We start from the raw sequence: 26,738 nt of genomic DNA on the forward strand, positions 1-26,738 counted from the left end.
CAAATGATAATGAGAATTATTAATGTAAAGCGGCGTTACTATTACCTAAAACCGGGGTCAGGGGAAGTCATCCAAATAAATGTTTTTGCAGCGCGGCGTTAACAGGCTGAGAAGACGGTAAACAATGCTCCCTCCGGGCACAAAAAAGCGCAGCGTGTCGCGGCTCACAAAACGCGCATCTTTCGTGAATATGCTCACAACGGCTTGGGCAGTTGCACACATATTAGCCGTCAATCGTATCGTTTTGGCTAATGCGTTAATGAATTGTGATCGCTAAATTTAAAATGAAACAGTGTTTTAATAATTCATCAGGACAGCCTGCCACAGGAGCTTAACCGTGAAGATCAGCGCCATTGATGTCACCCTTTTTACCTATCCCACCCAGCGTTGCGCCGACAGCGCAGGACACTCTCATCCGGGTCCGGAGAATGATGCCCAGATGGCGTTACTGACCCTGACCAGCGAGGATGGCGACTGCGGTTACGCCTTTGCGCCGCCGGAAGTGGTGCGTTCTCACGTGGTTAATGCCTTCTTCCGCAAGGTGCTGATCGGTCAGAACGCCTTTGACCGCGAGCGTCTGTGGCAGGACCTGGTGCACTGGCAGCGCGGCAGTGCCCACCAGCTCACCGAACGGGCGCTCTCCGCTGTGGAGCAGGCACTGTGGGATCTGATTGGGCGCAAACTGAAACAGCCGGTCCACAAGCTGCTGGGCGGCTATCGCGAGAAGATCCCGGCTTACGGCAGCACCATGTGTGGCGATGAGCTGAAAGGTGGTTTATCGACGCCCGATGAGTATGCACAGTTTGCTGAAAAGCTGGTGGCGCGCGGGTATCAGGCGATTAAGCTGCACACCTGGATGCCGCCGGTCTCCTTTGCGCCCAGCCCGGCGATGGATATCAAAGCCTGCGCGGCAGTGCGCGAAGCGGTCGGCCCTGATATCGCACTGATGCTGGATGGCTACCACTGGTATAGCCGAAGTGACGCACTGACCATCGGCAAGGCACTGGAAAAACTTAATTTCGCCTGGTTTGAGGAGCCAATGGAAGAAGAGAGCATGGCCTCTTACGCCTGGCTGGCGGACAACCTCTCTATTGACGTGCTCGGCCCGGAAAGTCTGGGCGGCAAACATCACAGCCGTGCCGACTGGGTTCGCGCCGGCGCGTGCGACATTCTGCGTGCGGGTGCCAATGGCGTAGGCGGCATCTCTGCCACGCTGAAAGTGGCCAGTCTGGCTGAAGCCTTTGGTATGGATTGCGAAGTCCACGGCAACGGTGCAGCAAGCCTGGCGGTGGTCGGCGCGATTCGTAACTGCCGCTGGTATGAGCGCGGCCTGCTGCATCCCTTCCTGGATTATGAGACGCCGCCTGCCTACCTCAACAGCCTGATTGATCCGATGGACGATCAGGGCTTTGTCACCCTACCCATGGGAAACGGACTGGGTGAAGATATTAATTTCAGCTGGATTGAAACTCATACGCTGAATCGCTGGTAAATCGCCCTTCCGAAAGTACGGCAAACAATAAGAACCCCGTTACCGCGCTCCTCTGACGACGCGGTAAACGGGAAAAAACCTCTGACCTGCTGGACTTCACTTATGACCCTGACACAACGATGTGGCGCGTGGCTGATAACGCTGCTGGTGCTGACGGGCAGCGCGTCTATCCAGGCAAAAACGCCGGATGACCAGCTAATCGTCGGCATGAACATGAATAACCTGCTCACCCTGGATCCGGCCGCCATGACCGGCAACGAGGTGGTCGGCATAGTGGTGAATCTTTATGACGGCCTGGTTGAGCTGAATCCGCAGCAGCTCACCGAGGTGCGCCCGGCGCTGGCCGAACGCTGGTCAGTGAGCCCCGATAACCGCACTCTGACCTTTCACCTGCGTGACAACGTCAGGTTTCATTCCGGTAATCCGCTCACCAGCGCCGATGCGGTCTGGTCGATGCGGCGGGTGCTGCATCTGAATCTGGCGCAGGCATCAGTGTGGAAATCGTACGGTTTCAGCCGCGACAACGTTGACCAGATGATCACCGCGCCCGACGACCACACGCTGGTGATCACACTTCCTAAGCCAAACGATCCGCAACTGGTGATTTATTCGCTGGCGGCGCTGGGCAGCATGGTGGTCCTGGACCGCAAAACGGTGCAGCAGCATGAGGTCGATGGCGACTGGGGCAACCGCTGGCTGACCACGCATGAAGCGGGTTCCGGCCCGTTCCGGCTGGATGTGTGGCAGGCAAAAGATGTGCTGCGGATGAGTCGCGCGTCAGACTACTGGCGCGGAGAGGCAAAAATGTCGCGGGTAGTGTTCCGCCACCTGCAGGAGTCGCAGACCCTGCGGCTGATGATGGAGAAAGGCGACCTGGATATTGCCAGTAACATGGCGATCCCCGACGTGCGCGCCCTGCGTCACGATCCCGACCTCACCATCGACGCAGTCAGAAAAGGAACGATCTATTACCTGGCGATGAGCATGAAAGATCCGCACTTCGGGAATATCAAAGTGCGTGAGGCGGTCCGCTATCTGGTCGATTATCAGGGCATCAATAAGAGCCTGATGACCGGCTACGGCGAACTCCATCAGCGCCCGATTCAGGCCGGGATGCCCGCCACGCTCCCCGACCCTGGTTACCGGCTCGATGTGCCGCGTGCCAGGGCTTTACTGGCTGAGGCGGGTTATCCGGACGGCTTCGACACCACGCTGCGGGTGCTGGCCGATCAGCCGTTCCTGAATATCGCCATCGCGGTGCAGTCAACGCTGCTGCAGGGCGGGATTCGCGCAAAAATCATTACCGGCACCGGCAACCAGATTTATGGCGCGATGCGCGATCGTCAGTTTAATCTGCTGGTCGGACGCGGCGGCAGCGGTGTAGAGCCGCATCCCCACTCCAGCCTGCGTTCGCTGGTCTACAACCCGAACAATGCGGACAGCGCCCGGCTGACTAACTTTCAGGGCTGGCGCACCGGTTTCTACGACGCGCAGCTTAACCGCATGATCGATCAGGCATTGGTTGAACGCGACAAATCCCGTCAGCAGCAGGACTATTTCGCCATCCAGCAACGCTATGATCAGCTGGTGCCTGCGCTGATGCCGATTTCACAAATGCTCGACTCCGTAGTGGTCAGTAACAGGGTGCAGGCGTATCAGCCCCATCCCTCCGCGACCACCTTCCTGCGCGACGTCTGGAAAACCCCTGAAGCCATGGCGGGAGGCACCCCATGATTCTGACACTGACCCGACATCAGTGCCGCCGCATCAGCCATCGCGCGGTGCAGGTGCTGATTACCCTGTTCGGCCTGCTGCTGCTGACCTTTTTTATTGGCCGGGTAATGCCGCTGGATCCGGTGCTGGCGATTGTCGGCCCCGACGCCGATCAGGCCACTTACCAGCAGGTCTACCACCAGCTCGGCTTTGATAAACCGCTGTGGGTACAGTTTGGCATCTACCTTAACGCGCTGCTGCATGGCGATCTCGGCCATGCGCTGCTCACCGGTCAGCCGGTGGTATACGACATCCTGCGCGTTTTTCCCGCCACAGTAGAGCTGGCCACGCTGGCAATTGTGATTGGTACGGGCCTCGGCGTACCGCTGGGTGTGCTGGCGGCGGCGCGCCGTAACAGCGTCATCGACTATGTGGTGCGGATGCTCAGTCTGGCCGGTTACTCCACGCCGATCTTCTGGGTCGGCATGATGGGCCTGCTGCTGTTCTATGCCCATCTCGGCTGGGTCGGTGGCGCAGGACGGGTGGATTTCAGCCTGGATGGCATTGTGCCCCATCGCACCGGCTTCATGCTGATCGACGCCCTGCTGGCCGGCAACAGCCAGGTATTCTGGAACGCACTCAATCATCTGGTACTGCCCGCCTCGCTGCTCGGTTTTCACTCTATGGCCTACATCAGCCGCATGACGCGCAGCTTTATGCTGGCGCAGCTCTCGCAGGAGTTCATCCTTACCGCACGGGTCAAAGGCCTGACCGAATGGCAGGTGATCTGGCAGCACGCCTTCCGCAATATCCTGGTGCAGCTACTGACCGTCGTGGCGCTGGCCTATGGCTCGCTGCTGGAGGGCGCGGTGCTGATCGAAACGGTCTTCTCCTGGCCCGGCTTTGGTTCTTACCTCACCGGCAGCCTGATGCTGGGCGATATGAATGCGGTGATGGGCTGTGTGCTGGTGGTAGGCCTGATTTTTGTACTGCTTAACCTGATCTCCGACCTGCTCTATCAGGTGTTTGATCCGAGGACCAAAGTATGACGATCTCCTTTGACACTGCCTCTGTAAGTCACTCCCGCGAGCGTCTGGCACGCTGCCAGCGGTTTGCAGCCCGCTGCGGCTATTTTCTCTGGCGCATGGCCTGTAATCCCCTGACCGCCATTGGCGGCGGCATTGTGCTGCTGCTCTGCATCGTCGCACTGTTTGCGCCCTGGATCGCGCCATATCATCCGCTGATTCAGGATCTGAACAACGCCCTGACACCGCCCGGTGCAGCCCACTGGTTTGGCACCGACGAGTTTGGCCGCGATATTTTCAGCCGTCTGGTCTGGGGCGCGCGCATCACGCTTTACATCGTACTGCTGGTGTCGGTCACTGTCGGGCCACTGGGCCTGCTGCTGGGCGTCACCGCCGGTTACTTCGGCGGCAAAGTCGACGGCGTGCTGATGCGCGTCACCGATATCTTTATCTCCTTCCCGAGCCTGGTACTGGCGCTGGCGTTTGTTGCCGCCCTCGGCCCGGGTCTGGAGCATGTGGTGATTGCCATTACGCTCACCGCGTGGCCGCCTATCGCCCGTCTGGCGCGCGCCGAAACGCTGTCGCTGCGTCAGGCGGACTTTATCTCAGCGGTCCGTTTACAGGGCGCATCTCCGCTGCGGGTGCTGTGGAAACACATTATTCCGCTCTGCCTGCCGTCGGTGATTATCCGCATCACCATGAACATGGCGGGCATTATCCTCACCGCCGCCGGGCTGGGATTTCTCGGGCTGGGCGCACAGCCGCCCGATCCGGAATGGGGCGCGATGATCGCCAGCGGCCGCACCTACATGCTGGAGTGCTGGTGGGTGGTCACCGTGCCCGGTCTGGCGATCCTGATTAACAGCCTGGCATTTAACTTCTTAGGAGATGGCCTACGTGACCTGCTTGATCCCCGCAGTGAGTAACGCCTCGCCGTTGCTCGACGTGCGCGATTTGCACGTGAACTTTATTAACGGACGCCAGGCAACCCCGGCGGTGCGCGGCGTCTCCTTTCAGCTCGGTCAGGAGAAGCTGGCGATTGTCGGCGAGTCTGGCTCCGGTAAATCGACCGTGGGTCGCGCCCTGCTGCAGCTGCATCCGGCGAAGGCGCGCATTGAGGCGAGTCGGATGCAGTTTGGCGATATCGACCTGCTGCACGCCAGCCCGGCACAGATGCGTGCCATTCGCGGTAAACGCATCTCGATGATTATGCAGGATCCGAAATATTCGCTGAATCCGGTGATCAGGGTCGGCGAGCAAATTGCTGAAGCCTGGCGCAGTCATCATCGCGATCAGAAATCGGCGGCACGTCAGCGGGCGCTGGCGATGCTGGAGGAGGTGCAGATCCGCGATCCAGAACGGGTTTATCAGCTCTATCCTCATGAGATTTCCGGCGGTCAGGGTCAGCGCGTGATGATTGCCATGATGTTGATCACCGAACCGGAACTGGTGATTGCCGATGAGCCGACCTCTGCGCTGGATGTCTCAGTACGACTGCAGGTGCTGGCACTGCTCGATGATCTGGTGAAAGCGCGCGGACTGGGGCTGATTTTTATCAGTCACGATATCAATCTGGTGCGCAGTTTTTGCGATCGGGTGCTGGTGATGTATGCCGGGCGCGTCGTGGAGTCACTGGCCGCCTGTGACCTCGATCGCGCACAGCATCCCTATACACAGGGACTGCTGGCGGCGCTGCCCGACCTTGATCACCGCCGCACACGCCTGCCGGTGTTACAACGTCACGCAAGCTGGTTAACTGACTAAGGAGTGGTGATGATTAATGTGAAAAATCTCAACCTCAGCTTTGGCGATGAGTGCGCGCAGAATCAGGTGCTGTTCGACGTAAATCTGCAGGTTAATCAGGGTGAGATCTTCGGGCTGGTCGGTGAATCGGGCTCGGGAAAAACCACGGTACTGAAGTGTCTGGCGGGTCTGTTCACTCACTGGCAGGGAGAGCTGATGATTGATGGTCAGCCACTGGCGCATCGCATCGAACGGGCGCGCTGTCGGCAGATACAAATGGTGTTTCAGGACCCTTACGGTTCGCTGCATCCGCGTCACACGCTGGGCGACATTCTGGAAGAGCCATTGCAGATTCAGGGTATCGGGCAGCGTCAGCAGCGGGTGGTGGCGATGCTGGATAAGGTCGGGCTGAACCGTGCCTGGCAGACGCGTTATCCCCATCAGCTATCCGGCGGTCAGCGTCAGCGCGTGGCAATTGCAAGGGCGCTGATTCTGGAGCCACGCGTGCTGCTGCTGGATGAGCCGACCTCCGCACTGGATGTTTCGGTGCAGGCGGAGATCCTGAATCTACTCAGCGATCTGCAGCAGCAGGAGAACCTGACTTATCTGATGGTGACGCACGATCTTGGCGTGGTGGCGCATCTCTGCCATCGCGTAGCCGTCATGCAACAGGGCAAAGTGCTGGAGACGCTGGATGTGCCGACGCTGGTGGCCGATCGCGCTGTAATGCCCTATACGCGGATGCTGGTGGAAGCGAGTCGCCACAATCATGCGGCGCTGGCGCAGCCGGGCTGAATATCAGCCGGTCTCTGAAAAGAATCAAAAAAGGCCGGCTGGACCGGCCTTGTGATATCGAATGCGTTAGTGGGTCAGCTGACGCACAAAAGCAACGATCTCCTGGTTTTTGCCATGCTCAAACAGGCACTGCTGGAAACGCGGGCCGCTGACGGCGGTGCGTACCAGTTCAGGATCGATGGCACGCAGGGTATCAAGGTAGTTCTCTTTGATAACAGCCGCCTTGACCTGATTCAGCAGACCGGCGTTTCGCACCTGAGGCTCTTTACGCTCTGGCGGATAGCCATTGCCCTTCTCGCCCGTGAACGCTTTTTCAAAGATAAAGCGCAGGTTCAGCTCAGCGCCCCAGCCAAAACCTTTAGCAAATGGCAGAGATAAGGCATTGCCGTTGTTGATTTGTGCGAACAGGTAAGCATCCGCCGGATCGATACAGTAGCCACAGACCACGCCCGGATGGATGTTAAGCGACATCAGCGCGCCCTGACCGGTGCCACAGCCCGCGACGACAAAATCCACCGCCTGGCTGTTAAGCAGCACGCTGGCCTGGATGCCGAGGTGAATGTAGGTCAGATGGTGATCCTGCTCATCGCTCATTCCGACGTTGAAGACCTGATGGCCCAGCGGCTGCGCAACGCCTTCCAGTTCTTTCAGCACGGTAACGTTTTTAGCGGCCTGACTGTTTTCCATCATTAACGCGATTTTCATGATCTACCCTCATAAAATAAATGAAACACCGTTTCATTTTAGAGAAAAACCATTAAAGTGCATGGATTAATTCACCCTGGTGCTGTGAGACCCATCACAAAACGGCCATTGCAGCGCCCACGACTGCGTGAGGACAATGATGTTTATCTACCACAAAGAGCGACCACTGGAAGATCTGGGTAACGGCGTGACCCGCCGCGTGCTGGCACATGGCGGCACAATGATGGCAGTGGAAGTGAGTTTTGAAAAAGACGCAATCGGTCCGCTGCATCATCATCCCCATGAGCAGCTAACCTATGTGCTGAGCGGACGCTTTGCCTTCACCATCAACGGTGAAACCCGGGAAGTTGGCGCTGGGGACACACTCTATAAAGCACCCAATGTGGTTCATGGCTGTGTCTGTCTTGAGGCTGGCGTGCTGCTGGATACCTTTACGCCACAGCGCGAAGATTTCCTGACCACGAAATAGTGCAGGCGGCCCGCCGGGCCGCCTCATGAAGTGCTGCATGACTTTGCCTTTTTCCTGCACGAATAATTTGACTTAAAACGCGTACAACTTTTTCACCAATCCTTTCACAGCTAACTGAATGATTCACCACAGTTTCCCCTCAGGCCGCGCTGCGCTTAGCTTCCTGTAAAAAATCATTCAGGCTCATTTCTGTACAAAACGTAGATCGTTGTATAAGTTTAATGACAATACCCGTTCGTTTTTTAACCCGAATAAGGATAATAATATGCCGATGCAAAACACCCTTACCTTGCCGCTGAATCACAACGCGCCGGTTAAAAGTGAATTCCGTTCATCCTTTGCTGCATCTGAGCAGGATAAACTTAATTTTCTAATCGAAGAGTTACTGGAAGCGGGCAAGGAAAAAAGCTGTATGGAGCTACTGCGTCATCTGGCCTCTGCGGACAGTGCTGAAGAAGAAGCCTGTTGCCGTGAACTGCTGACGTTGCTGATGGCCCAAAAATGAAGTCTGTGGCTGGCTGTTCAGCACAGATTCAACACCGGGCATTACCACGAAAACCCGCCTGACCGTATTTCCCCGTTCAGGCGCGTCACCTCTGCTGAAAAACCGCCGTTTTTTTTGCACCGTAATTTACACCGACGCGAATATTGATAGCTGATAGCTGATATACGTGTACGACCTCGTTAAACCGACTCGACGACTCTCATTGCTTCTCTTTCAACTCTTTTGTTAGCCTGAATCTCCCCGATTCATTATCAGGTTCCGCAGGCGTAATATGACCATGACCTCTTTCCCCGCCACGCTGCATCTGCTGTGTGGAAAAATGGCTTCCGGGAAATCGACGCTGGCAGCGCAGCTGGGTGCTGCGCCCGGTTGCGTAGTGATCAGTGAGGATCAGTGGCTGGCCGCACTCTATAAGGATGAGATGCAATCGGTGGCTGATTACGTGCGTGTTGCGGCAAAGCTCAGGAAGGCGATGACGCCGCATCTGGTCGCATTACTTAAGGCAGGCGTATCGGTAGTGCTCGATTTTCCGGCCAACACACGAGGGAATCGTGACTGGATGCGCTCGGTGATTGAAGCATCCTCTGCCGACCATCGCCTGCATTTTCTGGATGTGCCGGACGCGCTGTGTAAAGCGCGTCTGCACGCCCGTAATCAGAGCGGCGAACACGCCTTTGCCGCCACGGACGAGCAGTTCACGCTGATTACCCGCTATTTTGAACCGCCGCAGGAGGAGGAAGGCTTTAACCTCGTGCGGCACGGTTAACACCTTCTGCAAATTTACGAAAGATCGAGTGCCGCGAGCACGTCAGCAATCTGCTGGTTATCCGCATCAGAGAGTGGCAACAGCGGACGCGGCAGGCAGTCGCGTGCCGTCAGTCCCAGCAGCCCTGCTGCGGCATTCATCACCCTGAAGCTGCCGCCGTGCTGGCGGAACAGCGACCATAGTGGCTGCAGGCGCTCCGACTGCGCCCTGACGCTCTCATGATCACCTGCTGCTGCTGCGTCGGTCATTGCTTTCGCGACACGTGGGAACAGCCCGCCGCACACGGAATACCAGCCATCACAGCCTGCAATCAACGCATTGGCAGCAGACGCGTCGCCGCTGATGCCAACCGACACGGAAGCAGGCAGTATCTCGCGCAGTTGGGACAGGCGATCATTTGCTGCCGATTGCACATCCGGAACACCGGGAATTTTCACCGACCCGATACCGGGAAGTGAGGCAATCCGGCCCAGTAACGCATCGGAGAACGTAAAATGGGTGGTGCGCGGATTATCATAAATGCAGACTGGCACCGATGCGTGTCGCGTCACGGTTTGAAAAAGCGTAAACACCTCATCTTCTTTCAACGTCTGATACCCCAGCGGTGGCAGCAGTAAAGCGGCTGCGCCCGCCTGCTGCGCATCCTCTGCCATCGCCAGCACCTCATCAGTATTTATCGCGCCAATGCAGATCATCACTGGAATCGCCTCTGCATGTTCAACGGCCTGCCCTGCAATGCGCCTGCGCTGTGCCCGTGTCAGCCAGGCGTAGCTGCCGGTGGACCCCAGCACGCCAAGAGAATCGACTTTTGCCTCCGTCAGCCTGCGCAGGATCCGAAGAAAGGCCGCTTCATCGGGTTTGCCATCGGCAAAAGGAGTAAGGGGAAAGGCACTGAGTCCGCTGAACATACGCTTTGCTCCATCATGAGACTGTTCGGGCTGGTTATCACCTGTACAGTCATATTTCGTCACTGGCCGAAGCATGGCTTTGCCCCGCCCGCTATTTTTGCGCTACAGCCCTTTTGCTCTTACCCAAAGGAAATAGCGATGATTGCCGTACTGTTTGAAGCAGAGGCCCGTCCCGAACATCAGATGCGCTACCTGCAACTGGCTGCTGACCTGAAGCCGCTGCTGATGCAAAACAGCGGATTTATCTCTCTTGAGCGTTTTCAAAGCCTGACCGATGAGAAAAAAATTCTCTCGCTCTCCTGGTGGCGCGATGAGGAGTCAGTGCTGGCCTGGAAGCGTAACCTGTGCCACCAGGCCGCACAGCGCGAAGGCCGTGAGACCCTCTTTGCCGGTTATCGTCTGCGCATCGTCACACTGGTCAGAGAATATGCCTCACTTCAGGGAGTAAATTAACATGTTCGATATTCATGTGATCCTGCAAAATAGACCAGGTACCCTTTCCCGCATGACCACACTGCTGGGCCAGCATGGAATCGGACTGGAAGGCGGCGGCCTGTTCGCCTTTGGTGAACGGAGCCACGCCCATTTTCTGGTCGCGGAAGGCGAACGGGCGCGGGCCGTGCTGGAAGCGGAGGGGATCGCCGTCGAGGCTGTTAACATCCCGCTGATTCGCAGACTACCGCAGCAGCGTCCCGGCGAGCTGGGGGCGATTACGGCACAGCTTGCCGATGCCGGAATCAACATCCTGGTGCAATACAGCGATCACGCGAACCAGCTGATCCTGATCACCGATAACAATGAATCAGCCGCCGCGCTGACCACAGAATGGGCACCGTAATCTGATGGCAAGACCGCAACCGCAACATGCACCTGATGACAGCGACGCGCTTGAGCACGCGGTTGCAGGCGTGGCTGCCGCGATGGCCGATCCTTCACGGGTGAAGATGCTGTCAGCCCTGATGGATGGGCGCGCCTGGACCGCCACGGAGCTGAGTGCAGTCACAGATGTGGCGCCCTCCACCGCCAGCGCGCATCTGAACCGGTTGATTAACAGTGGTCTGATCATCTGTGTGGCTCAGGGTCGTCACCGCTATTACCGGCTGACCGGCAGTGACATCGCGGCGCTGATTGAAAACATGATGGGTGTGTCGTGGCGACGGATTGACGCGCCGAAGAGCAGCACGCCAGCCTCGCTTCGCATCGCCCGCACCTGTTACGACCATCTGGCGGGTGAAGTCGCCGTGCAAATCTACAGCGCTATGGCGCAACAGGGCTGGATCACGCCGGAGGGCAGCGCAGTCACCCTTTACGGCCAGCAGCAGTTTGCGGCATTGCAGATTGACCTGTCCCAACGCAGACGCCGCAAGCCGTGCTGCGGTTGTCTTGACTGGAGTGAACGCCGGCTCCATCCCGGCGGCTACGCGGGCGCCGCAATGCTGACGGCCTTTGACGCGCAGCGCTGGCTCACCCGGCAACCCGGTTATCGTGAAGTTGCGTTTACCGAGGCGGGCAGACGAAATCTTCGCCGGCTTTTCGACATCACTTTTCCCTGAGGCATTGAATTGACACCACCTCCATTCTGGCCCTTTTTGCTCACGCAGTTACGGATATGGATGGCCTGTGGTACGCCACCGGCCCCGTTCTGGCCCGTAACACGCTTATGAATTCTGTCACAATTCCGCAAACTCGCTTCAGGCACATTAACACGTACATAATAAAGTCAGTCAGATTTAACTGACTGATTGGAATGAAGTTTAAATGATAACGGCTGGCAATCATGTTCCCCGCACATCAATCAATGCCCTTTTTGCACTTATTTAGCGACGGGCGCTGATCCACTCTTCAGTAACAGGCGCGGCAAAAAGCGTCAAACCTTACTGGAGTTACTGATGCAAACGACCTCACCCATGACTCATCGCGCCAGGATTGGCGCCATATTTCGTGTTACCTCAGGCAATTTCCTCGAACAGTTCGATTTCTTCCTGTTCGGTTTCTATGCCACTTACATCGCCCATACGTTTTTCCCGGCCAGCAGTGAGTTCGCCTCACTGATGATGACCTTTGCCGTGTTCGGCGCAGGATTTCTGATGCGCCCGATTGGCGCAGTGGTGCTGGGGGCGTACATCGATAAGGTCGGTCGCCGTAAGGGCCTGATTGTCACGCTCTCCATCATGGCGGCAGGCACCTTTATGATCGTGCTGATCCCCTCCTACCAGAGCATTGGCCTGTGGGCGCCGATGCTGGTGCTGATCGGTCGGTTGTTACAGGGCTTCTCCGCCGGAGCGGAGCTGGGCGGCGTGTCGGTCTATCTGGCGGAGATCGCCACGCCGGGCCGCAAGGGCTTCTACACCAGCTGGCAGTCGGGTAGCCAGCAGGTCGCCATTATGGTGGCGGCGGCGATGGGCTTTATCCTCAACGCCGTGCTGGAAGAGAGCGCCATCCGTGAATGGGGCTGGCGTATTCCGTTCCTGTTTGGCTGTCTGATTGTACCGTTTATCTTCGTATTGCGTCGCAAACTTGAAGAGACACAGGAGTTCAACAACCGTCGCAGCCATCCCGATGTGAAGCAGGTGTTCCGCATCCTGCTGGCTAACTGGCAGGTGGTGATTGCCGGGATGCTGATGGTGGCGATGACCACCACGGCGTTTTACCTGATTACGGTTTATGCGCCGACCTTTGGCAAAAAAGTGCTGCTGCTCAGCGCCTCTGACAGCCTGCTGGTGACCTTGCTGGTAGCGGTGTCGAACTTTATCTGGCTGCCGATTGGCGGCGCGATCTCCGACCGCTTTGGCCGTAAGCCTGTACTGGTCGGCATGACACTGCTGGCGATCGTCACCACCTATCCGGCCCTGAGCATGCTGGCGGCGGCACCAGGCTTTTCGATGATGCTGGGTGTACTGCTGTGGCTGTCGATGATCTACGGGCTTTACAACGGCGCGATGATCCCGGCGCTGACCGAAATTATGCCAGCGGAAGTCCGTGTGGCGGGCTTCTCACTGGCCTACAGCCTGGCAACAGCGTTGTTCGGTGGTTTTACCCCGGTGATGTCAACCGGCCTGATTGAGATGACTGGCGATAAAGCCTCGCCAGGTTACTGGATGAGTTTTGCGGCAGTTTGCGCCCTGGGCGCGACACTCTATCTCTATCGTCGTACCCGCAGTGCCGTCACGCCTGCCCATGAAACTGTTAGCTGAGGAACGGAAGATGAAACTGAAAACGATGTCGATTTATGCTGCCCTGCTGTTTAGCGTGGCTGGCAGCGCCACGGCGCAGGCAAAAGAACTGACGGTAATGATCTCCGGCGGGTTTAAAGCGGCGTGGGATACGCTGTCGCCACAATTCGCAAAACAGGAAGGGATCACCATCAACACCGTTGCTGGTCCGTCAATGGGTAAAACACCGCAAGCCATTCCAGCCCGGCTGGCACGCGGTGAAGCGGCCGATGTGGTTATCATGGTTGGCGATGCGCTAAGCAATCTGCAAAAAGAGGGCGCGACGCTGCCGGGCTCACGGGTTGAACTGGCGGACTCCCGCATTGGCGCCGTCATTAAAAAGGGTGCCACACCCATTAAAATCGGCAGCGAAAGTGAGTTGCGTAGTGCCCTGCTGAATGCCCCTTCCATCGCCTATTCTGACAGCGCCAGCGGCAAATATGTGAGCAGCCAGCTGTTCAAACGGCTGGGCATTGAGGATCAGGTTAAAGGCAAGGCGGTAGAAGTTGAACGCATCCCGGTCGCTTCCCAGGTTGCTGAAGGTAAATACGCCATCGGGTTTCAGCAGGTCAGTGAGCTGTTGCCTGTTTCAGGCGTAACCTTCATTGGTGAACTGCCGGACAAGCTGCAATACACCACCCGTTTTGCCGGTGCCGTGGTGCGCAGGTCAGCACAGCCAGATGAGGCAGCGAAGCTGCTGCACTGGCTCGCCTCGCCCGAGGCTCAGCAGGCTGTCCATGCCAGCGGCCTGCACACCGTGAAAGCGTCAAAACCGGTTAAAGTCGCTGATACTGTTCAATGATCAGGTTCTCCAGTTCGCTGGCGATATGTGACAGTATCCGGCCATTTTTGCGCAGCAGGCCCACGGTACGTTTCACCGGTGGGTCGGTTAACGGCACCGCCGTCAGCAGCGCGTGCTCGTAGCCAGGTAACGACATGGCGGGGACGGCAGCAATGCCGAGCCCCGCCTCAACCATCCCCAGCATAGTCGTCACGTGCCGGGTTTCACAGACACAGGGCTTCTCCGGCATAACAGCCTGTAACGCCTGATCCAGCAGGTTACGGTTGCCGGACGTTTTATCCAGCCCGATCCATTCATGCTGATAAAACGCCTGCCAGCTCAGGCTCTTTTTGCCTGCTATCGGATGGTCTCGCCTGCAGGCCGCCACGTACGGGTCATCCATCAGCGGCTGAAAATGCACATCCGGCTGCGAGCGGCTGGAAAAACTGATGCCGAAGTCAGCCTGCCCGCCAATCACCGCGTCATAGACGTTAGCCGCACTGCTGTCGATCAGTTTCACGCGTACGCGGGGATAGCGCACCTGAAACAGCCGGATGATGTTGGGCATGAAATAGTAGGCCGCTGACGGCACGCAGGCCACAGTAATCAGTCCTGTGCGGGCTAAGCTCACCTCACTCAGATCGGCCATGACCTCTTCAAAATCGGCCAGCAGCTTTTCCGAACGCTGAGCAAACGCATGCCCTTTCAGCGTCAGCGTGACGCGGCGTGTGGTCCGCTCAAACAGCTTAATACCCAGCGTGGTTTCCAGCTTATCGATGCGGCGGCTCAGTGCGGACTGTGAAAGGCAGATCGATTCCGCCGCCAGGCGAAAATTGCCAAACTCCACCAGCGCGCGAAAGGCGTAGAGATCGTTGAGATCGAAATTAACGGGCATGGTTTTCTCTTCCCTTAACCTGCATCACACTTTTGTTCATCATTTTCATCGCCTTCCGTTTGACTAAAGTCGGACACGAATCTGCTGAGCAGCTGTTCCAGCGTTTCACGATCGCTTTCCGGCCAGTGCCGGAAGACGCGCTGATAAACCTGCACACGTTGCGCATCGATTTTATCCGTCATCGCTCTGCCATCCGGGGTGATTGCTGCCTCATTAATTCTTTTGTCCTGCCGGTTTTTCTGCCGCTTAACCAGTCCGGTTTCTTCCAGTTTCGCGACCTGACGACTGACCGTGCTGTAGTCACGCCCTACACGATCGGCCAGTTCACCCACGCCGATCGGCCCGAACCGGCTGACCTGCACCAGCAGCGGAAACAGCGCCCGATCGAGGTCGATACCTGCCGCTTTAATCATCGCTACATCGCGCTGGGGCCGGTTAAGCGCGCCAGCAATCGTCAGCAGACAATTGTGCAGCGCATCGTATTTATGTGTATTTTGCACGCTTTTCATTGACGCCATCCAGAGGCAGGAATAATGTGTGTACTTTACACTTAATTGCTTATTATTAGAAGGACAGCAACCTATGAAAGCAGCCATCATTCGTCAGGCCGGTCAGAAACCACACTATGGGGATTTCCCCACTCCTCAGCCCGCTGAAAACCAACTGCTGGTTCGCGTGAAAGCCGCCGCCATGAGCCAGCTGGTCAAAGCACGGGCGGCAGGCACGCATTACAGCGCCACTGCGCCCTATCCTCTGGTGCCAGGCATTGACGGCACCGGTTACCTCGAAAACGGCGATGCCGTTTACTTTCTGACCTTTGGTTCCGCGTCGGGCAGCATGGCGGAAAGTGTGGTGGTCAATGCCCGCTGCGTCATTCCACTTCCTCCAGCGCTGGACCCCGTGGTCGCCGCCGCGCTTGCCAATCCGGGCATGTCTTCATGGGCCGCACTCACCCGCCGGGCTAAACTGCGCAAAGGCGAAACCGTGTTGATCAACGGCGCAACCGGCACATCCGGCCGCCTGGCGATTCGCATCGCCCGCAGTCTTGGCGCGGGCAAAATTATTGCGACCGGCCGGAACCCGGAGATACTGCAGCAACTGCTTAATGAGGGCGCAGACAGCGTCGTGACACTGGATGCTCTGGCCGGTGAACTTCCTGCCCTGATGGCAGACGGCATTGATGTGGTGCTGGATTATCTCTGGGGTGAGAGTGCGCTGGCGATCATGGAAGCGGCGGTGCGAGGCGGTGATCATATCGTTCGCTTCGTTCAGATTGGCTCACTCAGCGCACAGGAGATCCCTTTGCACAGTCATTTGCTGCGTGCATCCGGGCTGACACTGATGGGGAGTGGTCTGGGCAGCGTATCCAACGCAGACCTGATTGACTCACTGGCTGAACTACTACAGGCTGCCGGGCAGCACGCCTTTTCGGTGCCTTTTAAACCACGGCCTCTTTCTGAGGTGGATACAGCATGGGATGAAGATGACAGCCGCTGTCGAACAGTGTTTACGCTGTAGTCTCCCGCAGCATCAACAGCGCGTGTCTGCCTGTCGGACAACCCCGCCACTAACCTTCGGACGGCATCGGATGCAGAAAACGGTCGGGATAATCGGGTGTGAGAGCATGCTGCTCGCTATAGCGGCCAAACAGCTTATAGCGGTTTAACGCGATGCGGTCGTAAGCCGCGTTACTGATCACATCCGGAAAGTGACGCAGCACTGCCAGCCCGCGCCAGGGTGCTGGCAGGTGCTGCATAACACGGAAAACCGCCTGCGCCCGCAGCCAGTGCTGATTACCGTCAATGTAGACAAGGGTGCTGATATTCTCTTCCGGCAGTCTGGCCCAGCGCAGCAGCGCTTTGCCCTGCTCGCTCTGCACCGAGGCAAAACGGACCTGCCGCGCCAGATGGTGACGCAGCAGAAACTGAACCCAACCGTTACACAGCTTACACACGCCGTCATAAAGCACGGCGCTTTCACCGGTTTGCAGATACGGGGGCGACGACATCCTGCAACTCCTCACTCCTCTGATGATGAGCTGAAGTGTAGCGGGTTCTGGTCAGTTGCTGTTGCAGCCAGTGGATAACGGCAGCGTGATCCTGGGCGCAGGCATCCACCTCAAACAACGGCCCCAGCGCCATTGGCCTGGCCTGTTGTGCCAGCTGATGAAGTTCAGGCAGGTACTCAGCGCCTGGATGCCCCGGCAGCCGCTGGGTCAGTCGCGCCTGATAGCGCGCCACCGCCACCTCCGGTTCAATCTTCAGCCACAGCTCAAGCACCTCTTCTACGCCCGCCTGTTGCAGTCCCTGCTCCAGCAGCGTGCGCGGCTGAAAACCAAACCAGGCATCGATCAGCCAGACCTGACTGGCGGGTGCCTGTTCGACGATGTTCCAGATCGCCTGATAGGCCGCGCAGCCCAGTTGCCGGTTACGCTGCCGATCGACCGGCGCAAAAGCGTGCATAAAAGGCTCTTTCAGGCTGTCCAGCGTCAGCACCGGCCAGCCAAAGTGTTGTGATAGCGCGAGCGTCAGGGTGCTCTTACCCGACGCCGGAATGCCGTTAACCAGCACCACGCGTTTAGGGGGGATATTTTGTGTCATAGGATATCGATAACCTCCGCGACACTGCTGGCCCGACGTAACCGGACCAGCGTCTCCTCATCCTCCAGCAGCGACACAATCGCGCGGATCCCCTCTTCAATGTGGGCGTTGCTGTCGCGCGCGCCAAACATAATCACAATGTCCGCCTTTTCACTGCCCTCAAACGAGATCGGTTCATTCAGCAGGATCATACTGAAACAGTCGCGGATCACTCCCGCTTCCGGCCGGGCGTGAGGAATGGCAATTCCCTCCTCAAACACATAATACGCCCCATGGGCCAGGGTGTTCGCGATCACCGCATCCGGATAGGTGGCGTCGAGATAGCCGCCGCTAACCAGCGGTTCGGCGGCCAGCGCGATAACCTGACGCCAGTCCGTGGCGTCGATGCCAATCTGAATGGCGTTGGCCTCTTGCAATAACTGCTTAATCGTCATCAGCTCTCCTTAAATCGACTGGCGAACCACATTGCGTAATTCATCGATTTTGACAAACAGCGCATCAATTTCATTACGATAGCGACGGCTTTTCGCAAATAAACTTAATGCCCGGTTATATTCCAGCATTAATTGTTTTTGCGTTTCGCCATCACGCGGATTAATTGCGAGCTGCTGCTCCAGTTGGGTTATTTTCTCGCGACTGACTTCCGCCAGATGATCCTGCTGCTGCTCGCTGGGTTGTTCCGCAGCCGGAGACTTTTTTAAGAATCCAAACATAGGCTCTCCTGCCCCCTATATGCCGGGGTGTCTCAGATTAATAGTGATGATAAAAACGTTTAACGCAATAACCCAGTGATGGCGACGCGGGTGATTAACGGAATAACTGCATCTTCTCTACCAGCACATTGGTCACTGCATCATTGGCGGGCACCAGGAAATTACGCACGCTGTCATTGACCTTGCCTTTCTCAAAGGTCGATTTGCACTGCGCCACCCACTGCACATTCATTTCGGTGCCGACATTGACCTTCTCAATCCCGCTGCTCACCGCCAGTCGCATATCTTCATCGCTGACGCCGGTGCCGCCGTGCAGCACCAGTGGCGTATGGGTTGCCGCCGTAATATCGGCCAGGCGCTGATGCTGAATATGCGCCTTCCCGGTGTAAAGCCCATGTACGGTGCCGATAGAGATCGCCAGCATATCGACGCCGGTCTCTTCAACGAAACGGCGTGCATCTTCCACCGGCGTAAACGCGATCGCCTCCATCTCCACACATTTACCATCTTCAGAGCCGCCAATCGCACCCAGTTCCGCTTCGACTGAAACATTATGCGGACGCGCCATATCAATCACCCGGCGGGTATTAGCAATATTCTCTTCAATCGGCAGATGTGACCCGTCATACATCACGGAACTGAATCCGGCATCTATCGCCGTCTGAATCGCCGCTAAATCGGAACAGTGATCGAGATGCAAACAGGTCGGCACATTCATACTCTCCGACAGCGATTTAATGGCATCGACCAGCAGCTTGTGACCGAGATATTTCGCCGTGCCGGTGGAGATCTGAATCATTAAAGGACTGTTGGTCTTCTCTGCCGCTTTAAAATAAGCGGGCAACATTTCCAGACAGTGAAGATTAAAAGAACCCACCGCTTTAAAGTCACGCTGTTTAGCCAGCTTTAACAGGTCGGCGAAATTATAAAGTTTCATGGATTTTTTCCTCTTGAGGTTTGGTGGATTTGCCGTTAACAAACCAGGCAAGCGCGGTAACAAAAGCAATAAACAGGGCAACAAACAGCCAGTTGTTCTGGAAGGCGTGGCCGAGCACCAGGCCGGTACTGATGACGTCTGAGTCACTGAAGGTCACGCCGGTGAAGCCATAGCTTTCCAGCATTGGCACCAGGATGGCGGGCAGAATGGTGATAAAGAGTCCGTGGACGAATCCGCCGATCATCGCGCCGCGCCGTCCGCCCATGGCATTACCAAAGACCCCGGCGGTGCCCCCGGCAAAGAAGTTGGTCAGCAGTCCCGGCAGGATCATCGCCAGACCGAACATCGGGAAGACGAGCATGCCAACGATGGAGCCGAGCGTGGTGGCGAGGAAGCCGACGATCACCGCGTTCGGGGCGTAAGGAAACATCACCGGGCAGTCCAGCGCCGGTTTGGCATCGGGTACCACGCGCATGGCGATGCCCCGGAAGGCAGGCACCAGCTCGTTGAGCAGCAGGCGGACACCACTGTAAAGCACAAAGACCCCGGCTACGAACTGAATCGACTGCATAAAGGCGTACATCAGGTAGTTAATGCCGTTGCTGTACTGGGCAATGAATGCCGGACCGGCCGCCACGGCGGGGATCAGGTACATCGGCACCATCACCAGCGCCATCGACAGATAGGTATCCTGCAGAAATTTAAAGTTATCGGGCAGCTTCAGGTCTTCGGTGGAGCGCGATCCTTTGCCCACCACTTTGGCGACCGCCGCCGTGACCAGATAGCCAATGGTGCAGAAGTGACCCAGCGCCACATCGTCGGAGTCGGTGATACGCCGCACCACCGGCTGTGCCAGCGCGGGCATCACGACCGCCATGATCCCGCCGAAGATGCCGCCGGTCAGGATCAGCGGCAGGCCAGTCAGCCCCGCTTTGTAGCCGATGACAGCGCCAATCGTTGCCATCCACAGCAGGGCCTGGCCCGTCAGGAAGATGTACTTAAACGGTGTCAGCCGCGCGATGATGATATTGACGATAAAGATCACCAGCAGCGTCAGCGCCACTTCAGATCCCAGCTCACGGTTAGCCAGGCCGGCGATAGCGGCAACATCGGTGATATAGCCGCGCATACCGAAGCCGTGGGTAAAAATGGTATTGAGGAACGTCAGCGTCCCCACAATAATATTGATACCCGCCATCATAATTAAAAAGCCGAGCAGGGTTTTAAAGGTGCCTTCCACCACCTTGCCTGCTGATTTCTTCTGCAACAGCAGACCAATCAGCGCAATAAACGCGATCAGAATTGAGGCCTGCCCCAGCAGATCTTTTACCAGGAAGTCGATCACACTATTCATGGGCAGCGACCTTCTCGTTACGTTCTTTTAAAAAGGCCAGGATCTTCTGCTCTATTTCCACTTTATCGGTGAGCCGGTTAAGAATAATGACCCGTTTAATCTGTTCCGGACTGGCGTCGGCATTTAATACATCGGCAAAGGCTTTTTGCGTCAGGATCATATCTGACTTAAACGCATTCGCTTCTGAAATGGTGGTGTGATCGATATCGGCCTCAATTTCCAGCTTTTTTAATACCGCTTTTGCGCTCATCTCAATCGCAAAACTGGAGCCTAATCCACAACCACAGACACATAATATTTTCAGCATGGTTTTTCCTCACACTATATTGAGTTGTTTAGCGAGTTTGTAATGGTGCCCGTCAATATCGACCAGGCGTTTTTGCATGCTTATTAAATCAATCGGGATCGGTTTATTGCTGCCATTAATAATGACCGCTTTATTCCGCATGCCTGACTGAATACAACGCACCACTTCACTGGCCATAATGGTGCCCTGATAAATTTCTTCGCAGGTGGGATCACCATTGCGCAGTCCGTAACCGAGAATAGTTTTACGGATGCGTACGCCAATAAGCGGCTCAAGCTGTTTGATTAAGGTGTCGATCGCTCCCTGAAAACCGGGCGAATATTCACGGGTGTAGCCTTCTGAACAGAGGATGACTACGCTGTTCTGTTCGGCCAGCCGTCCGGTAATACGCTGCGCCAGTTGTGGCAGCGGAATCTGGCACTCCGGAATCAGGGCGATATCCGCATTGGATTTAATCGCCGATTGCAGCGTTAATTCGCCGCAATAGCCGCCGAGTAACTCCAGCATAAAAACCCGGCCTGGTAAGGCGCGGCCGGTATTACGCAGTTTTGCGACCTCTTTTAATACCTGCTCGCAGGCGGTTGAAAATCCCAGCGTGTAATCACTGCCGAAGACATCATTATCGATGGTCATACCCACGCCGAAACAATTAACGCCAGACTCCGACAGGATGTGGAGAAACTGCAGCGATCCGTCACCGCCTGCCATGATTAATACGTCAATACGTGCGCTTTTCAGCTGGCGCGCAATTAAATCATATTCGCTGCGCACCAGTTTCTTTTCCGTCCTTCCGGACTGCATCACCGGAATCGGGGCGATGGCGAAATCGAGCAGATCGCGCTGGCTGATATCACGATGGTTATTTGCCAGAAGGCCGGGAATGCCGCCATCAAATATCACCATCTCAGCCTGAGCGAGACGCCCTATCTGGAAGACAAAGTTATTTATTCCGGTGACATCCCCGCCACTGATCACCATTCCAATGCGCATTTCCCTCACCCCGCTGGCTTACTCTGCTGAGGGCCATTCTTCCGGTTCACGGGGTTGCTATTTGCAGAGGAGATCACAGTTACGCGCGTTATTTTTCGGGCAGGCGTGTTGACAGCGGTAGCTTAAGGCCTTTATTTGTGACCTGAGTCACTCTATTCCAACTTATTACTTCACGGACGAATCAATACAAATCATCAGCTTAGGTTGCCGAACAGGATTTTGATTTGGCTGACAGAATAACGAATGATCGGGCATAAAAATGGCATTGCGAATTTGTGACTTTCACCTCATTTTTCCCGGTTCTGGCCCGGTTCAGGCGATTAAAATAGTTTTTATCGGGAGGGCTGGATTATTCAGTGCAGGTAAAAAGGGGAATATTTCAGGAGATGCAGGAAAGGAAGAAAAATGAATCAGGGGCGCAGCGAGCTGCTGCGCCCCACACGCTTATTTCGCGTAAGCTTCGGTAGACAGCGTCAGGGTGACGTCATCGCTAACCGCCGGGACATATTTGTCCAGCTTGAAGTCAGAACGCTTGATGGTGCCGGTGGCATCAAAACCAATCGCCTGCTTCTTCACCATTGGATGCTCGCCCTGCTTGTTCAGCGTGGCGTGCAGCGTAACGGGCTTAGTGATCCCTTTCAGGGTCAGGTTACCTTCAACGTCAAATTTGTTGTCGCCCTTTGCAACCACTTTGGTGCTGTGGAAGGTCGCCGTCGGGTATTTCGCCGTGTCGAAATACTCAGCGCCTTTGAACTCTTTGGTCAGCGCGGCAACATGGCTGTCGATTTTGCTGACTGGCAGGGTCACGTCAACGCGTGAGGCTTCCGGATGATCTTTATCAAACACCATCGTACCGGTTGCATCCGGAATATCCGCGGTAGGATTTGAGAAGCCAAAATGGTTCCAGGCAACAATGACAGACGTATGCTCAGGATTCAGCTGGTAGTGCATCGCCTCAGCCTGAGATAACGGGGCGTAAAGGGTAGCAGCGGCTAACAGGGGCAGTGCGATACGTTTGAAGTTCTTCACAGTCAATTCCTTATGCGGACAAAAGTGAACTGAGTGTGGTTCAGTTAGCCCGGAATAGACAGTGAAGAGATTTGTCCGTAATTTTCAAATAAATTCAGCAACTTTATATCGGGCGCTATACATTTTCTCCCCCGGTAAACAGCACGCGCCAGCGGCGGCGATCCTGAATCAGTGTGCGGTGCAGCTGTTGCAGATCGGTAAGAGTCAGCGCCTCTATCTGCGCCGCATCCGGTTCTGCCAGACCATTTTCACGGCGTAACTGCGCCAGTGGCTGCGCCACTTCCCGGCTCAGCAGACGCGCTTTCAGTGCCACCAGGTCACACTCTGCCAGCGTTTCATTCAGGGAACGCAGGAAGTTGCGGCAGTAGCGCAGCAGTGACAGCGCGCTGTAATCGGGCGACTGCAGCGCAAACACTACGCCGTCTTCATCGGCACAGCGCATATAGCGGCTGTTAACGACATAACCTATAGGTTGTTCAACCCGATAGCGCTGGAAGAAACGCGGCTCGTAGATCAGCGCCAGCGCACGTAATGCAGCAAGCTGTTCAGGACGGTGCAGTGGAATAAACAGCAACAGCGCGTTGTCCGTACTGGCGTGCAGCAGACGCGTCATGCCCGTTTTCGTGGTCATGCGTTTTGGTGGCGTGTCAGGGTTAACCGGCAGCGACAGCGCGCTCAGCCGCCGGGCAATCAGCGAATGCAGCGCCGCGTTGCCGCCTTTCAGCGCTGCCCGCCAGCAATGCGGCGCAAAGGTTGCTGCCAGCTGATAAGGCAGCTGCTGCTGCAGTGCGCGGATTGCGATGCTTTCGACAGGCGACGGCAGGTTTGCCTCAACCGGCAGTGACAGTGCACTGACAATCTGGCTCAGCGCCTGATCAGTGAACGCCTCATCTGTCGTCAGCTGAAGCGTGAGCTGCCATACGCCCTCTACTTCCTGCCAGCAGCCGTTACCGCCCTGGTGACGCAGCGCAGCAAACAGCGGACGCAACCGCCGCCCCAGCGCTTCGCCCACCTCGGCGGTAAACGTTGAGTAAAACTCGGGTCGCAGAATCAGCACGGGGTTCGGGCTATCTGACTGATAATGCGGTAACGCCACCGACTCTTCGGGCAGCGGATCAGGCCTAATGGCGGCATCAAGCGGATAGAAAGTGAAATTCACCGCAGGCAGCGCGTCGGGTGGTGCTGGCTGCCAGTGGGTCAGTGCCAGACTGTAACCCTGCGTGATGAGGTTTTCTGCTGCCGGTTGCGGCGTACAGCAGAGCAGCGTGCCCGGCGCGCTGTTAAGCCTCTCCAGCAACAGTAGCAGTGCAGGCAGCGTTTCATCAGGCGCAAAGCCGACGGCGCGCTGACGGAGTTGCTCCATAGGTGACAACGTCACAAACCGTTGCTGAGCAAGCTGATGATAGTGCTGATGCTGTGCCTCACCGGTCTGGCTCAGTGCATGCTGGTAGCTATCAATCAGCGCATTCACGGTTACTGGCATCTCGGTTTCGACGCCCAGCGCCAGCCAGAGCGCACCGCCTGCCTGATAGATCCACTTCAGCTCCAGCGTCTCCGCCAGCCCCTGCTCACGCAACTTTGCCAGCAGCGATCCGGGTGCCTCATCGAGCAAAAATTCACGCCATAACGTGACACTGTCACTGCTTTCAATCAGCCAGGTGCGCCAGATTGCTGGCGATGCGCTACCCGCCAGTTGCCAGCAGGTCTGGCTGTTCAGCTGCGGCGGTGGCAGATCCTGTTGCCACTGACCAGCAGGCAGCGCGGTGGCAAATTGACGTGCCAGCTGCTCCAGTTCATCCAGTGACTGCGGTCCCTGTAGCCAGAGCCGCATATTACTGGCGAAATAGTAACGCTGATGGAACTGACGCAGCGCCCGTTGCAGCGCAGACATCTCGTCGCCAAAGCTCGCCCGGCTGCCGATATGGAAGCGCTGAAATTCCGCAGGTGATTGCGCGGCATGCAGCAGTGCCGCTTCGATGCGGGATGGCTCATGACGCTGCAACAGCTGATACTCGGCGTCAATCACCGCCACTTCCTGCGCGATGGCCTGATTATCCAGCAGCGGAGAGACGAGCATATCCTGAAGTCGGGCCAGCCCGTCAGCCAGCAACGACGGCGTCACCTCAAAGAAAAACGCGCTGCGCCGGGCCAGCGTGGTGGCGTTGACCTTCCCGCCCTGGGTCTGAATCCAGCTCATCAGCCGGCCCTCATCAGGCCAGCCGCTGCTGCCGGTGAACAGCAGATGCTCCAGCAGATGCGCCAGTCCGGGCCAGCGTTCTGGCTCATCGTGGCTCCCTGCACCCATCTGCATCAGCGCAGCGGCCTGGCTGGCATCCGCCTGATGCACCAGTTCAATCATCAGACCGTTTATCACCAGGCCGCGCGTTTTCATCAGAGGTTCCGTGTTTTGTAGATCAGTTGCGAGTTGCTGCGGTTGCGGAACTGCAGCTGACCAATTTTAATGTCGCTGCAATCCGCCTCACGCCGGGCTTCAAGGATTTTGCCGTGATGCGGCGATTTGCTGCAGACCGGATCGGTGTTGTCGGCATTGCCGGTCAGCATGAAAGCCTGACAGCGACAGCCGCCAAAATCTTTCTCTTTCTCATCACAGGAGCGGCACGGCTCCGGCATCCAGTCGAAACCGCGATAACGGTTAAAACCAAACGAGTTATACCAGATATCGTCCAGACTTTGCGTCAGTACGGAGGGAAATTCCACCGGCAGCTGGCGCGCACTGTGACACGGCAGCGCCGTGCCCTCTGGCGTCACGCTGAGGAAGATAGCGCCCCAGCCACCCATGCAGGGCTTGGGTCGCTCTTCGTAGTAGTCTGGCGTCACAAACAGCAGGTTGGTCAGATTGCCGGTGGTGCTCATCCGCTCACGGTAGGTTTTCACCACGGCTTCTGCACGGACGATCTGCTCACGTGTCGGCAGCAGACCTTCACGGTTAAGCTGCGCCCAGCCGTAGAACTGACAGGTCGCCAGTTCAACGTCATCTGCCTCCAGCTCAATACAGAGGTCAATGATTTTATCGATCTGATCGATGTTATGACGATGCAGCACGAAGTTCAGCACCATCGGATAGCCGTGGGCTTTCACCGCTTTCGCCATCTCCAGCTTCTGCTGAAACGCTTTTTTTGATCCCGCCAGCGCCGCATTCAGGGTTTCGTCACTCGCCTGGAAGCTGATCTGGATATGATCCAGCCCCGCTTCGCTGAACGCATCCAGCTTTTTCTCCGTCAGGCCAATGCCGGAGGTGATCAGGTTGGTATAGAAGCCAAGGTCGCGCGCCGCCTTGATCAGCTCAGGCAGATCTTTTCGCACCAGCGGCTCGCCGCCGGAAAATCCGAGCTGAACGCTGCCCATCGCGCGCGCCTGACGAAAGACTTCGATCCACTGCTCAGTCGTCAGCTCCTTCTCCTGCTGGGCGAAATCCAGCGGGTTAGAGCAGTAGGGACACTGCAGCGGACAGCGATAGGTCAGCTCGGCCAGCAGCCAGAGCGGCGGATTCACACCAGGTTTATGCGGGGTCACGGAACTGTATCCACTTCTGTTCATAGGCTGACTGCAGGAATTCTAAAACGTCCGGACCCACGCCGCCCGCTTCCGGAAAACGGCTATCCAGGGTCGCGATAATCGCGGCGATATCCTGTTTGCCATCCACCAGCGCAAGAATGGCAGCGGCGGTTTCGTTCAGCTTTGCCATGCCTTCAGGATAAAGCACCACGTGCGTATCCTGAGCCGCTTCCCACTGCATGCGGTAGCCGCGACGAAACGCGGCAATCGAGTTTTCATTCAT

Annotated in this window: 32 protein-coding genes; 16 read left to right on the forward strand and 16 right to left on the reverse strand. The window is 56.8% G+C overall.

What is annotated here, in order from left to right:
* The first annotated feature begins 337 nt into the window (after positions 1–337).
* The 6 genes from P2R09_RS12385 (at position 338) to P2R09_RS12410 (ending at position 6,768) form a co-directional block, all read left to right on the forward strand.
* A complete protein-coding gene (locus tag P2R09_RS12385) occupies positions 338–1,492 on the forward strand; it encodes a mandelate racemase family protein (RefSeq protein ID WP_275770080.1) in 1,155 nt (384 codons plus the stop codon).
* Between the two features lie 102 nt (positions 1,493–1,594).
* Positions 1,595–3,226, forward strand: a complete 1,632-nt coding sequence (locus P2R09_RS12390; protein WP_275770082.1) for an ABC transporter substrate-binding protein — start codon at positions 1,595–1,597, stop codon at positions 3,224–3,226.
* A complete protein-coding gene (locus P2R09_RS12395) occupies positions 3,223–4,254 on the forward strand; it encodes an ABC transporter permease (RefSeq protein WP_275770084.1) in 1,032 nt (343 codons plus the stop codon). The genes P2R09_RS12390 and P2R09_RS12395 overlap by 4 nt, the downstream gene beginning before the upstream one ends.
* A complete protein-coding gene (locus P2R09_RS12400) occupies positions 4,251–5,156 on the forward strand; it encodes an ABC transporter permease (protein ID WP_275770086.1) in 906 nt (301 codons plus the stop codon). The genes P2R09_RS12395 and P2R09_RS12400 overlap by 4 nt, the downstream gene beginning before the upstream one ends.
* Positions 5,128–5,994 (forward strand): ABC transporter ATP-binding protein, encoded by an 867-nt coding sequence (locus P2R09_RS12405; protein WP_275770088.1) that lies wholly within the window; start codon positions 5,128–5,130, stop codon positions 5,992–5,994. The genes P2R09_RS12400 and P2R09_RS12405 overlap by 29 nt, the downstream gene beginning before the upstream one ends.
* A 9-nt stretch (positions 5,995–6,003) precedes the next feature.
* Positions 6,004–6,768 carry an ABC transporter ATP-binding protein gene (locus P2R09_RS12410; protein ID WP_275770090.1) on the forward strand — a complete coding sequence of 255 codons (765 nt, stop codon included), beginning with the start codon at positions 6,004–6,006 and terminating at the stop codon, positions 6,766–6,768.
* Between the two features lie 66 nt (positions 6,769–6,834).
* Here the strand turns inward: P2R09_RS12410 and P2R09_RS12415 are convergent, their stop codons facing one another.
* Positions 6,835–7,473 carry an RpiB/LacA/LacB family sugar-phosphate isomerase gene (locus P2R09_RS12415; RefSeq protein ID WP_003853539.1) on the reverse strand — a complete coding sequence of 213 codons (639 nt, stop codon included), beginning with the start codon at positions 7,471–7,473 and terminating at the stop codon, positions 6,835–6,837.
* Positions 7,474–7,612: 139 nt separating this feature from the next.
* Here P2R09_RS12415 and P2R09_RS12420 point away from each other — a divergent pair, with 139 nt between their 5' ends.
* The 3 genes from P2R09_RS12420 to P2R09_RS12430 all read left to right on the forward strand — a co-directional run bounded on the left by P2R09_RS12420 (position 7,613) and on the right by P2R09_RS12430 (position 9,213).
* The gene (locus P2R09_RS12420) at positions 7,613–7,942 is read left to right on the forward strand and encodes a cupin domain-containing protein (RefSeq protein ID WP_275770696.1); all 330 of its coding nucleotides are present in this window, start codon (positions 7,613–7,615) and stop codon (positions 7,940–7,942) included.
* 265 nt (positions 7,943–8,207) lie between these two features.
* Positions 8,208–8,447: a hypothetical protein gene (locus tag P2R09_RS12425; protein ID WP_275770103.1), complete on the forward strand. Its 240-nt coding sequence runs from the start codon at positions 8,208–8,210 to the stop codon at positions 8,445–8,447.
* 271 nt (positions 8,448–8,718) lie between these two features.
* Positions 8,719–9,213 carry an ATP-binding protein gene (locus P2R09_RS12430; protein ID WP_275770105.1) on the forward strand — a complete coding sequence of 165 codons (495 nt, stop codon included), beginning with the start codon at positions 8,719–8,721 and terminating at the stop codon, positions 9,211–9,213.
* A gap of 14 nt (positions 9,214–9,227) precedes the next feature.
* Here P2R09_RS12430 and P2R09_RS12435 read toward each other — a convergent pair whose 3' ends face one another.
* Positions 9,228–10,121, reverse strand: a complete 894-nt coding sequence (locus tag P2R09_RS12435) for a dihydrodipicolinate synthase family protein (protein ID WP_275770107.1) — start codon at positions 10,119–10,121, stop codon at positions 9,228–9,230.
* 138 nt (positions 10,122–10,259) lie between these two features.
* On the opposite strand from P2R09_RS12435, the gene P2R09_RS12440 reads away from it, so the two are divergent.
* From P2R09_RS12440 to P2R09_RS12460, 5 genes are all read left to right on the forward strand, one after another.
* A complete protein-coding gene (locus P2R09_RS12440; protein ID WP_275770109.1) occupies positions 10,260–10,574 on the forward strand; it encodes an antibiotic biosynthesis monooxygenase in 315 nt (104 codons plus the stop codon).
* A 1-nt stretch (position 10,575) separates the two neighbouring features.
* Positions 10,576–10,959: an amino acid-binding protein gene (locus P2R09_RS12445; protein ID WP_275770111.1), complete on the forward strand. Its 384-nt coding sequence runs from the start codon at positions 10,576–10,578 to the stop codon at positions 10,957–10,959.
* Positions 10,960–10,963: 4 nt separating this feature from the next.
* Entirely contained in the window at positions 10,964–11,674 is a 711-nt protein-coding gene (locus P2R09_RS12450) for a winged helix-turn-helix domain-containing protein (RefSeq protein WP_275770113.1), read from the forward strand.
* Between the two features lie 333 nt (positions 11,675–12,007).
* A complete protein-coding gene (locus P2R09_RS12455; protein ID WP_275770698.1) occupies positions 12,008–13,315 on the forward strand; it encodes an MFS transporter in 1,308 nt (435 codons plus the stop codon).
* Between the two features lie 10 nt (positions 13,316–13,325).
* A complete protein-coding gene (locus P2R09_RS12460) occupies positions 13,326–14,135 on the forward strand; it encodes a substrate-binding domain-containing protein (RefSeq protein ID WP_275770115.1) in 810 nt (269 codons plus the stop codon).
* Here P2R09_RS12460 and P2R09_RS12465 read toward each other — a convergent pair.
* Complete coding sequence (locus P2R09_RS12465) at positions 14,110–15,009, reverse strand: LysR family transcriptional regulator (RefSeq protein ID WP_003853527.1); 900 nt, start codon at positions 15,007–15,009, stop codon at positions 14,110–14,112. The two genes, P2R09_RS12460 and P2R09_RS12465, sit on opposite strands and share 26 nt — an antisense overlap.
* Before the next feature lie 14 nt (positions 15,010–15,023).
* Complete coding sequence (locus P2R09_RS12470; RefSeq protein WP_275770117.1) at positions 15,024–15,518, reverse strand: MarR family winged helix-turn-helix transcriptional regulator; 495 nt, start codon at positions 15,516–15,518, stop codon at positions 15,024–15,026.
* A 73-nt stretch (positions 15,519–15,591) separates the two neighbouring features.
* Here P2R09_RS12470 and P2R09_RS12475 point away from each other — a divergent pair, with 73 nt between their 5' ends.
* Positions 15,592–16,527, forward strand: a complete 936-nt coding sequence (locus tag P2R09_RS12475; protein WP_275770119.1) for a zinc-binding alcohol dehydrogenase family protein — start codon at positions 15,592–15,594, stop codon at positions 16,525–16,527.
* Between the two features lie 49 nt (positions 16,528–16,576).
* On the opposite strand, the gene P2R09_RS12480 is transcribed toward P2R09_RS12475, so the two are convergent.
* From P2R09_RS12480 to P2R09_RS12515, 8 genes are all read right to left on the reverse strand, one after another.
* Complete coding sequence (locus P2R09_RS12480) at positions 16,577–17,017, reverse strand: thiol-disulfide oxidoreductase DCC family protein (protein WP_275770121.1); 441 nt, start codon at positions 17,015–17,017, stop codon at positions 16,577–16,579.
* On the reverse strand, positions 16,986–17,609 hold the full coding sequence (locus tag P2R09_RS12485; RefSeq protein WP_275770123.1) for a glucokinase: 624 nt from the start codon (positions 17,607–17,609) through the stop codon (positions 16,986–16,988). Before P2R09_RS12485 ends, P2R09_RS12480 begins: the two co-directional genes overlap by 32 nt.
* Positions 17,606–18,043: a PTS sugar transporter subunit IIA gene (locus P2R09_RS12490; RefSeq protein WP_078804386.1), complete on the reverse strand. Its 438-nt coding sequence runs from the start codon at positions 18,041–18,043 to the stop codon at positions 17,606–17,608. The genes P2R09_RS12485 and P2R09_RS12490 overlap by 4 nt, the downstream gene beginning before the upstream one ends.
* A 9-nt stretch (positions 18,044–18,052) precedes the next feature.
* The gene (locus P2R09_RS12495) at positions 18,053–18,322 is read right to left on the reverse strand and encodes a hypothetical protein (RefSeq protein ID WP_003853512.1); all 270 of its coding nucleotides are present in this window, start codon (positions 18,320–18,322) and stop codon (positions 18,053–18,055) included.
* A gap of 94 nt (positions 18,323–18,416) precedes the next feature.
* Positions 18,417–19,259, reverse strand: a complete 843-nt coding sequence (locus P2R09_RS12500; protein ID WP_003853511.1) for a class II fructose-bisphosphate aldolase — start codon at positions 19,257–19,259, stop codon at positions 18,417–18,419.
* A complete protein-coding gene (locus P2R09_RS12505) occupies positions 19,246–20,613 on the reverse strand; it encodes a PTS sugar transporter subunit IIC (RefSeq protein WP_275770126.1) in 1,368 nt (455 codons plus the stop codon). Before P2R09_RS12505 ends, P2R09_RS12500 begins: the two co-directional genes overlap by 14 nt.
* Positions 20,606–20,920 carry a PTS sugar transporter subunit IIB gene (locus tag P2R09_RS12510; RefSeq protein WP_003853506.1) on the reverse strand — a complete coding sequence of 105 codons (315 nt, stop codon included), beginning with the start codon at positions 20,918–20,920 and terminating at the stop codon, positions 20,606–20,608. The genes P2R09_RS12505 and P2R09_RS12510 overlap by 8 nt, the downstream gene beginning before the upstream one ends.
* A 9-nt stretch (positions 20,921–20,929) precedes the next feature.
* Entirely contained in the window at positions 20,930–21,910 is a 981-nt protein-coding gene (locus tag P2R09_RS12515; protein WP_008925154.1) for a 6-phosphofructokinase, read from the reverse strand.
* Positions 21,911–22,169: 259 nt separating this feature from the next.
* On the opposite strand from P2R09_RS12515, the gene P2R09_RS12520 reads away from it, so the two are divergent.
* A complete protein-coding gene (locus P2R09_RS12520) occupies positions 22,170–22,319 on the forward strand; it encodes a hypothetical protein (protein WP_275770129.1) in 150 nt (49 codons plus the stop codon).
* 35 nt (positions 22,320–22,354) lie between these two features.
* Here P2R09_RS12520 and P2R09_RS12525 read toward each other — a convergent pair whose 3' ends face one another.
* The 4 genes from P2R09_RS12525 to pqqD all read right to left on the reverse strand — a co-directional run bounded on the left by P2R09_RS12525 (position 22,355) and on the right by pqqD (position 26,738).
* The gene (locus P2R09_RS12525; protein ID WP_275770131.1) at positions 22,355–22,939 is read right to left on the reverse strand and encodes a YceI family protein; all 585 of its coding nucleotides are present in this window, start codon (positions 22,937–22,939) and stop codon (positions 22,355–22,357) included.
* A 115-nt stretch (positions 22,940–23,054) separates the two neighbouring features.
* Entirely contained in the window at positions 23,055–25,331 is a 2,277-nt protein-coding gene (pqqF, locus tag P2R09_RS12530; RefSeq protein ID WP_275770132.1) for a pyrroloquinoline quinone biosynthesis protein PqqF, read from the reverse strand.
* Positions 25,331–26,473, reverse strand: coding sequence for a pyrroloquinoline quinone biosynthesis protein PqqE (gene pqqE / locus P2R09_RS12535; protein WP_275770133.1), 1,143 nt, complete (start codon positions 26,471–26,473; stop codon positions 25,331–25,333). Before pqqE ends, pqqF begins: the two co-directional genes overlap by 1 nt.
* Positions 26,460–26,738, reverse strand: coding sequence for a pyrroloquinoline quinone biosynthesis peptide chaperone PqqD (gene pqqD / locus P2R09_RS12540; RefSeq protein WP_275770134.1), 279 nt, complete (start codon positions 26,736–26,738; stop codon positions 26,460–26,462). The genes pqqE and pqqD overlap by 14 nt, the downstream gene beginning before the upstream one ends.

This window comes from Pantoea sp. Cr_R13, assembly GCF_029222565.1.
Classification (GTDB): Bacteria; Pseudomonadota; Gammaproteobacteria; order Enterobacterales; family Enterobacteriaceae; genus Pantoea; species Pantoea eucalypti.

Excerpts from the sequence above, each read along its gene's own strand:
- P2R09_RS12390 (WP_275770082.1), top strand. The coding sequence starts at position 1,595 with ATGACCCTGACACAACGATGTGGCGCGTGGCTGATAACGCTGCTGGTG.
- P2R09_RS12395 (WP_275770084.1), top strand. The coding sequence starts at position 3,223 with ATGATTCTGACACTGACCCGACATCAGTGCCGCCGCATCAGCCATCGC.
- P2R09_RS12400 (WP_275770086.1), top strand. The coding sequence starts at position 4,251 with ATGACGATCTCCTTTGACACTGCCTCTGTAAGTCACTCCCGCGAGCGT.
- P2R09_RS12410 (WP_275770090.1), top strand. The coding sequence starts at position 6,004 with ATGATTAATGTGAAAAATCTCAACCTCAGCTTTGGCGATGAGTGCGCG.
- P2R09_RS12415 (WP_003853539.1), bottom strand. The coding sequence starts at position 7,473 with ATGAAAATCGCGTTAATGATGGAAAACAGTCAGGCCGCTAAAAACGTT.
- P2R09_RS12420 (WP_275770696.1), top strand. The coding sequence starts at position 7,613 with ATGTTTATCTACCACAAAGAGCGACCACTGGAAGATCTGGGTAACGGC.
- P2R09_RS12425 (WP_275770103.1), top strand. The coding sequence starts at position 8,208 with ATGCCGATGCAAAACACCCTTACCTTGCCGCTGAATCACAACGCGCCG.
- P2R09_RS12430 (WP_275770105.1), top strand. The coding sequence starts at position 8,719 with ATGACCATGACCTCTTTCCCCGCCACGCTGCATCTGCTGTGTGGAAAA.
- P2R09_RS12435 (WP_275770107.1), bottom strand. The coding sequence starts at position 10,121 with ATGTTCAGCGGACTCAGTGCCTTTCCCCTTACTCCTTTTGCCGATGGC.
- P2R09_RS12440 (WP_275770109.1), top strand. The coding sequence starts at position 10,260 with ATGATTGCCGTACTGTTTGAAGCAGAGGCCCGTCCCGAACATCAGATG.
- P2R09_RS12445 (WP_275770111.1), top strand. The coding sequence starts at position 10,576 with ATGTTCGATATTCATGTGATCCTGCAAAATAGACCAGGTACCCTTTCC.
- P2R09_RS12450 (WP_275770113.1), top strand. The coding sequence starts at position 10,964 with ATGGCAAGACCGCAACCGCAACATGCACCTGATGACAGCGACGCGCTT.
- P2R09_RS12460 (WP_275770115.1), top strand. The coding sequence starts at position 13,326 with ATGAAACTGAAAACGATGTCGATTTATGCTGCCCTGCTGTTTAGCGTG.
- P2R09_RS12465 (WP_003853527.1), bottom strand. The coding sequence starts at position 15,009 with ATGCCCGTTAATTTCGATCTCAACGATCTCTACGCCTTTCGCGCGCTG.
- P2R09_RS12470 (WP_275770117.1), bottom strand. The coding sequence starts at position 15,518 with ATGAAAAGCGTGCAAAATACACATAAATACGATGCGCTGCACAATTGT.
- P2R09_RS12475 (WP_275770119.1), top strand. The coding sequence starts at position 15,592 with ATGAAAGCAGCCATCATTCGTCAGGCCGGTCAGAAACCACACTATGGG.
- P2R09_RS12480 (WP_275770121.1), bottom strand. The coding sequence starts at position 17,017 with ATGTCGTCGCCCCCGTATCTGCAAACCGGTGAAAGCGCCGTGCTTTAT.
- P2R09_RS12485 (WP_275770123.1), bottom strand. The coding sequence starts at position 17,609 with ATGACACAAAATATCCCCCCTAAACGCGTGGTGCTGGTTAACGGCATT.
- P2R09_RS12490 (WP_078804386.1), bottom strand. The coding sequence starts at position 18,043 with ATGACGATTAAGCAGTTATTGCAAGAGGCCAACGCCATTCAGATTGGC.
- P2R09_RS12495 (WP_003853512.1), bottom strand. The coding sequence starts at position 18,322 with ATGTTTGGATTCTTAAAAAAGTCTCCGGCTGCGGAACAACCCAGCGAG.
- P2R09_RS12500 (WP_003853511.1), bottom strand. The coding sequence starts at position 19,259 with ATGAAACTTTATAATTTCGCCGACCTGTTAAAGCTGGCTAAACAGCGT.
- P2R09_RS12505 (WP_275770126.1), bottom strand. The coding sequence starts at position 20,613 with ATGAATAGTGTGATCGACTTCCTGGTAAAAGATCTGCTGGGGCAGGCC.
- P2R09_RS12510 (WP_003853506.1), bottom strand. The coding sequence starts at position 20,920 with ATGCTGAAAATATTATGTGTCTGTGGTTGTGGATTAGGCTCCAGTTTT.
- P2R09_RS12515 (WP_008925154.1), bottom strand. The coding sequence starts at position 21,910 with ATGCGCATTGGAATGGTGATCAGTGGCGGGGATGTCACCGGAATAAAT.
- P2R09_RS12520 (WP_275770129.1), top strand. The coding sequence starts at position 22,170 with ATGGCATTGCGAATTTGTGACTTTCACCTCATTTTTCCCGGTTCTGGC.
- pqqF (WP_275770132.1), bottom strand. The coding sequence starts at position 25,331 with ATGAAAACGCGCGGCCTGGTGATAAACGGTCTGATGATTGAACTGGTG.
- pqqD (WP_275770134.1), bottom strand. The coding sequence starts at position 26,738 with ATGAATGAAAACTCGATTGCCGCGTTTCGTCGCGGCTACCGCATGCAG.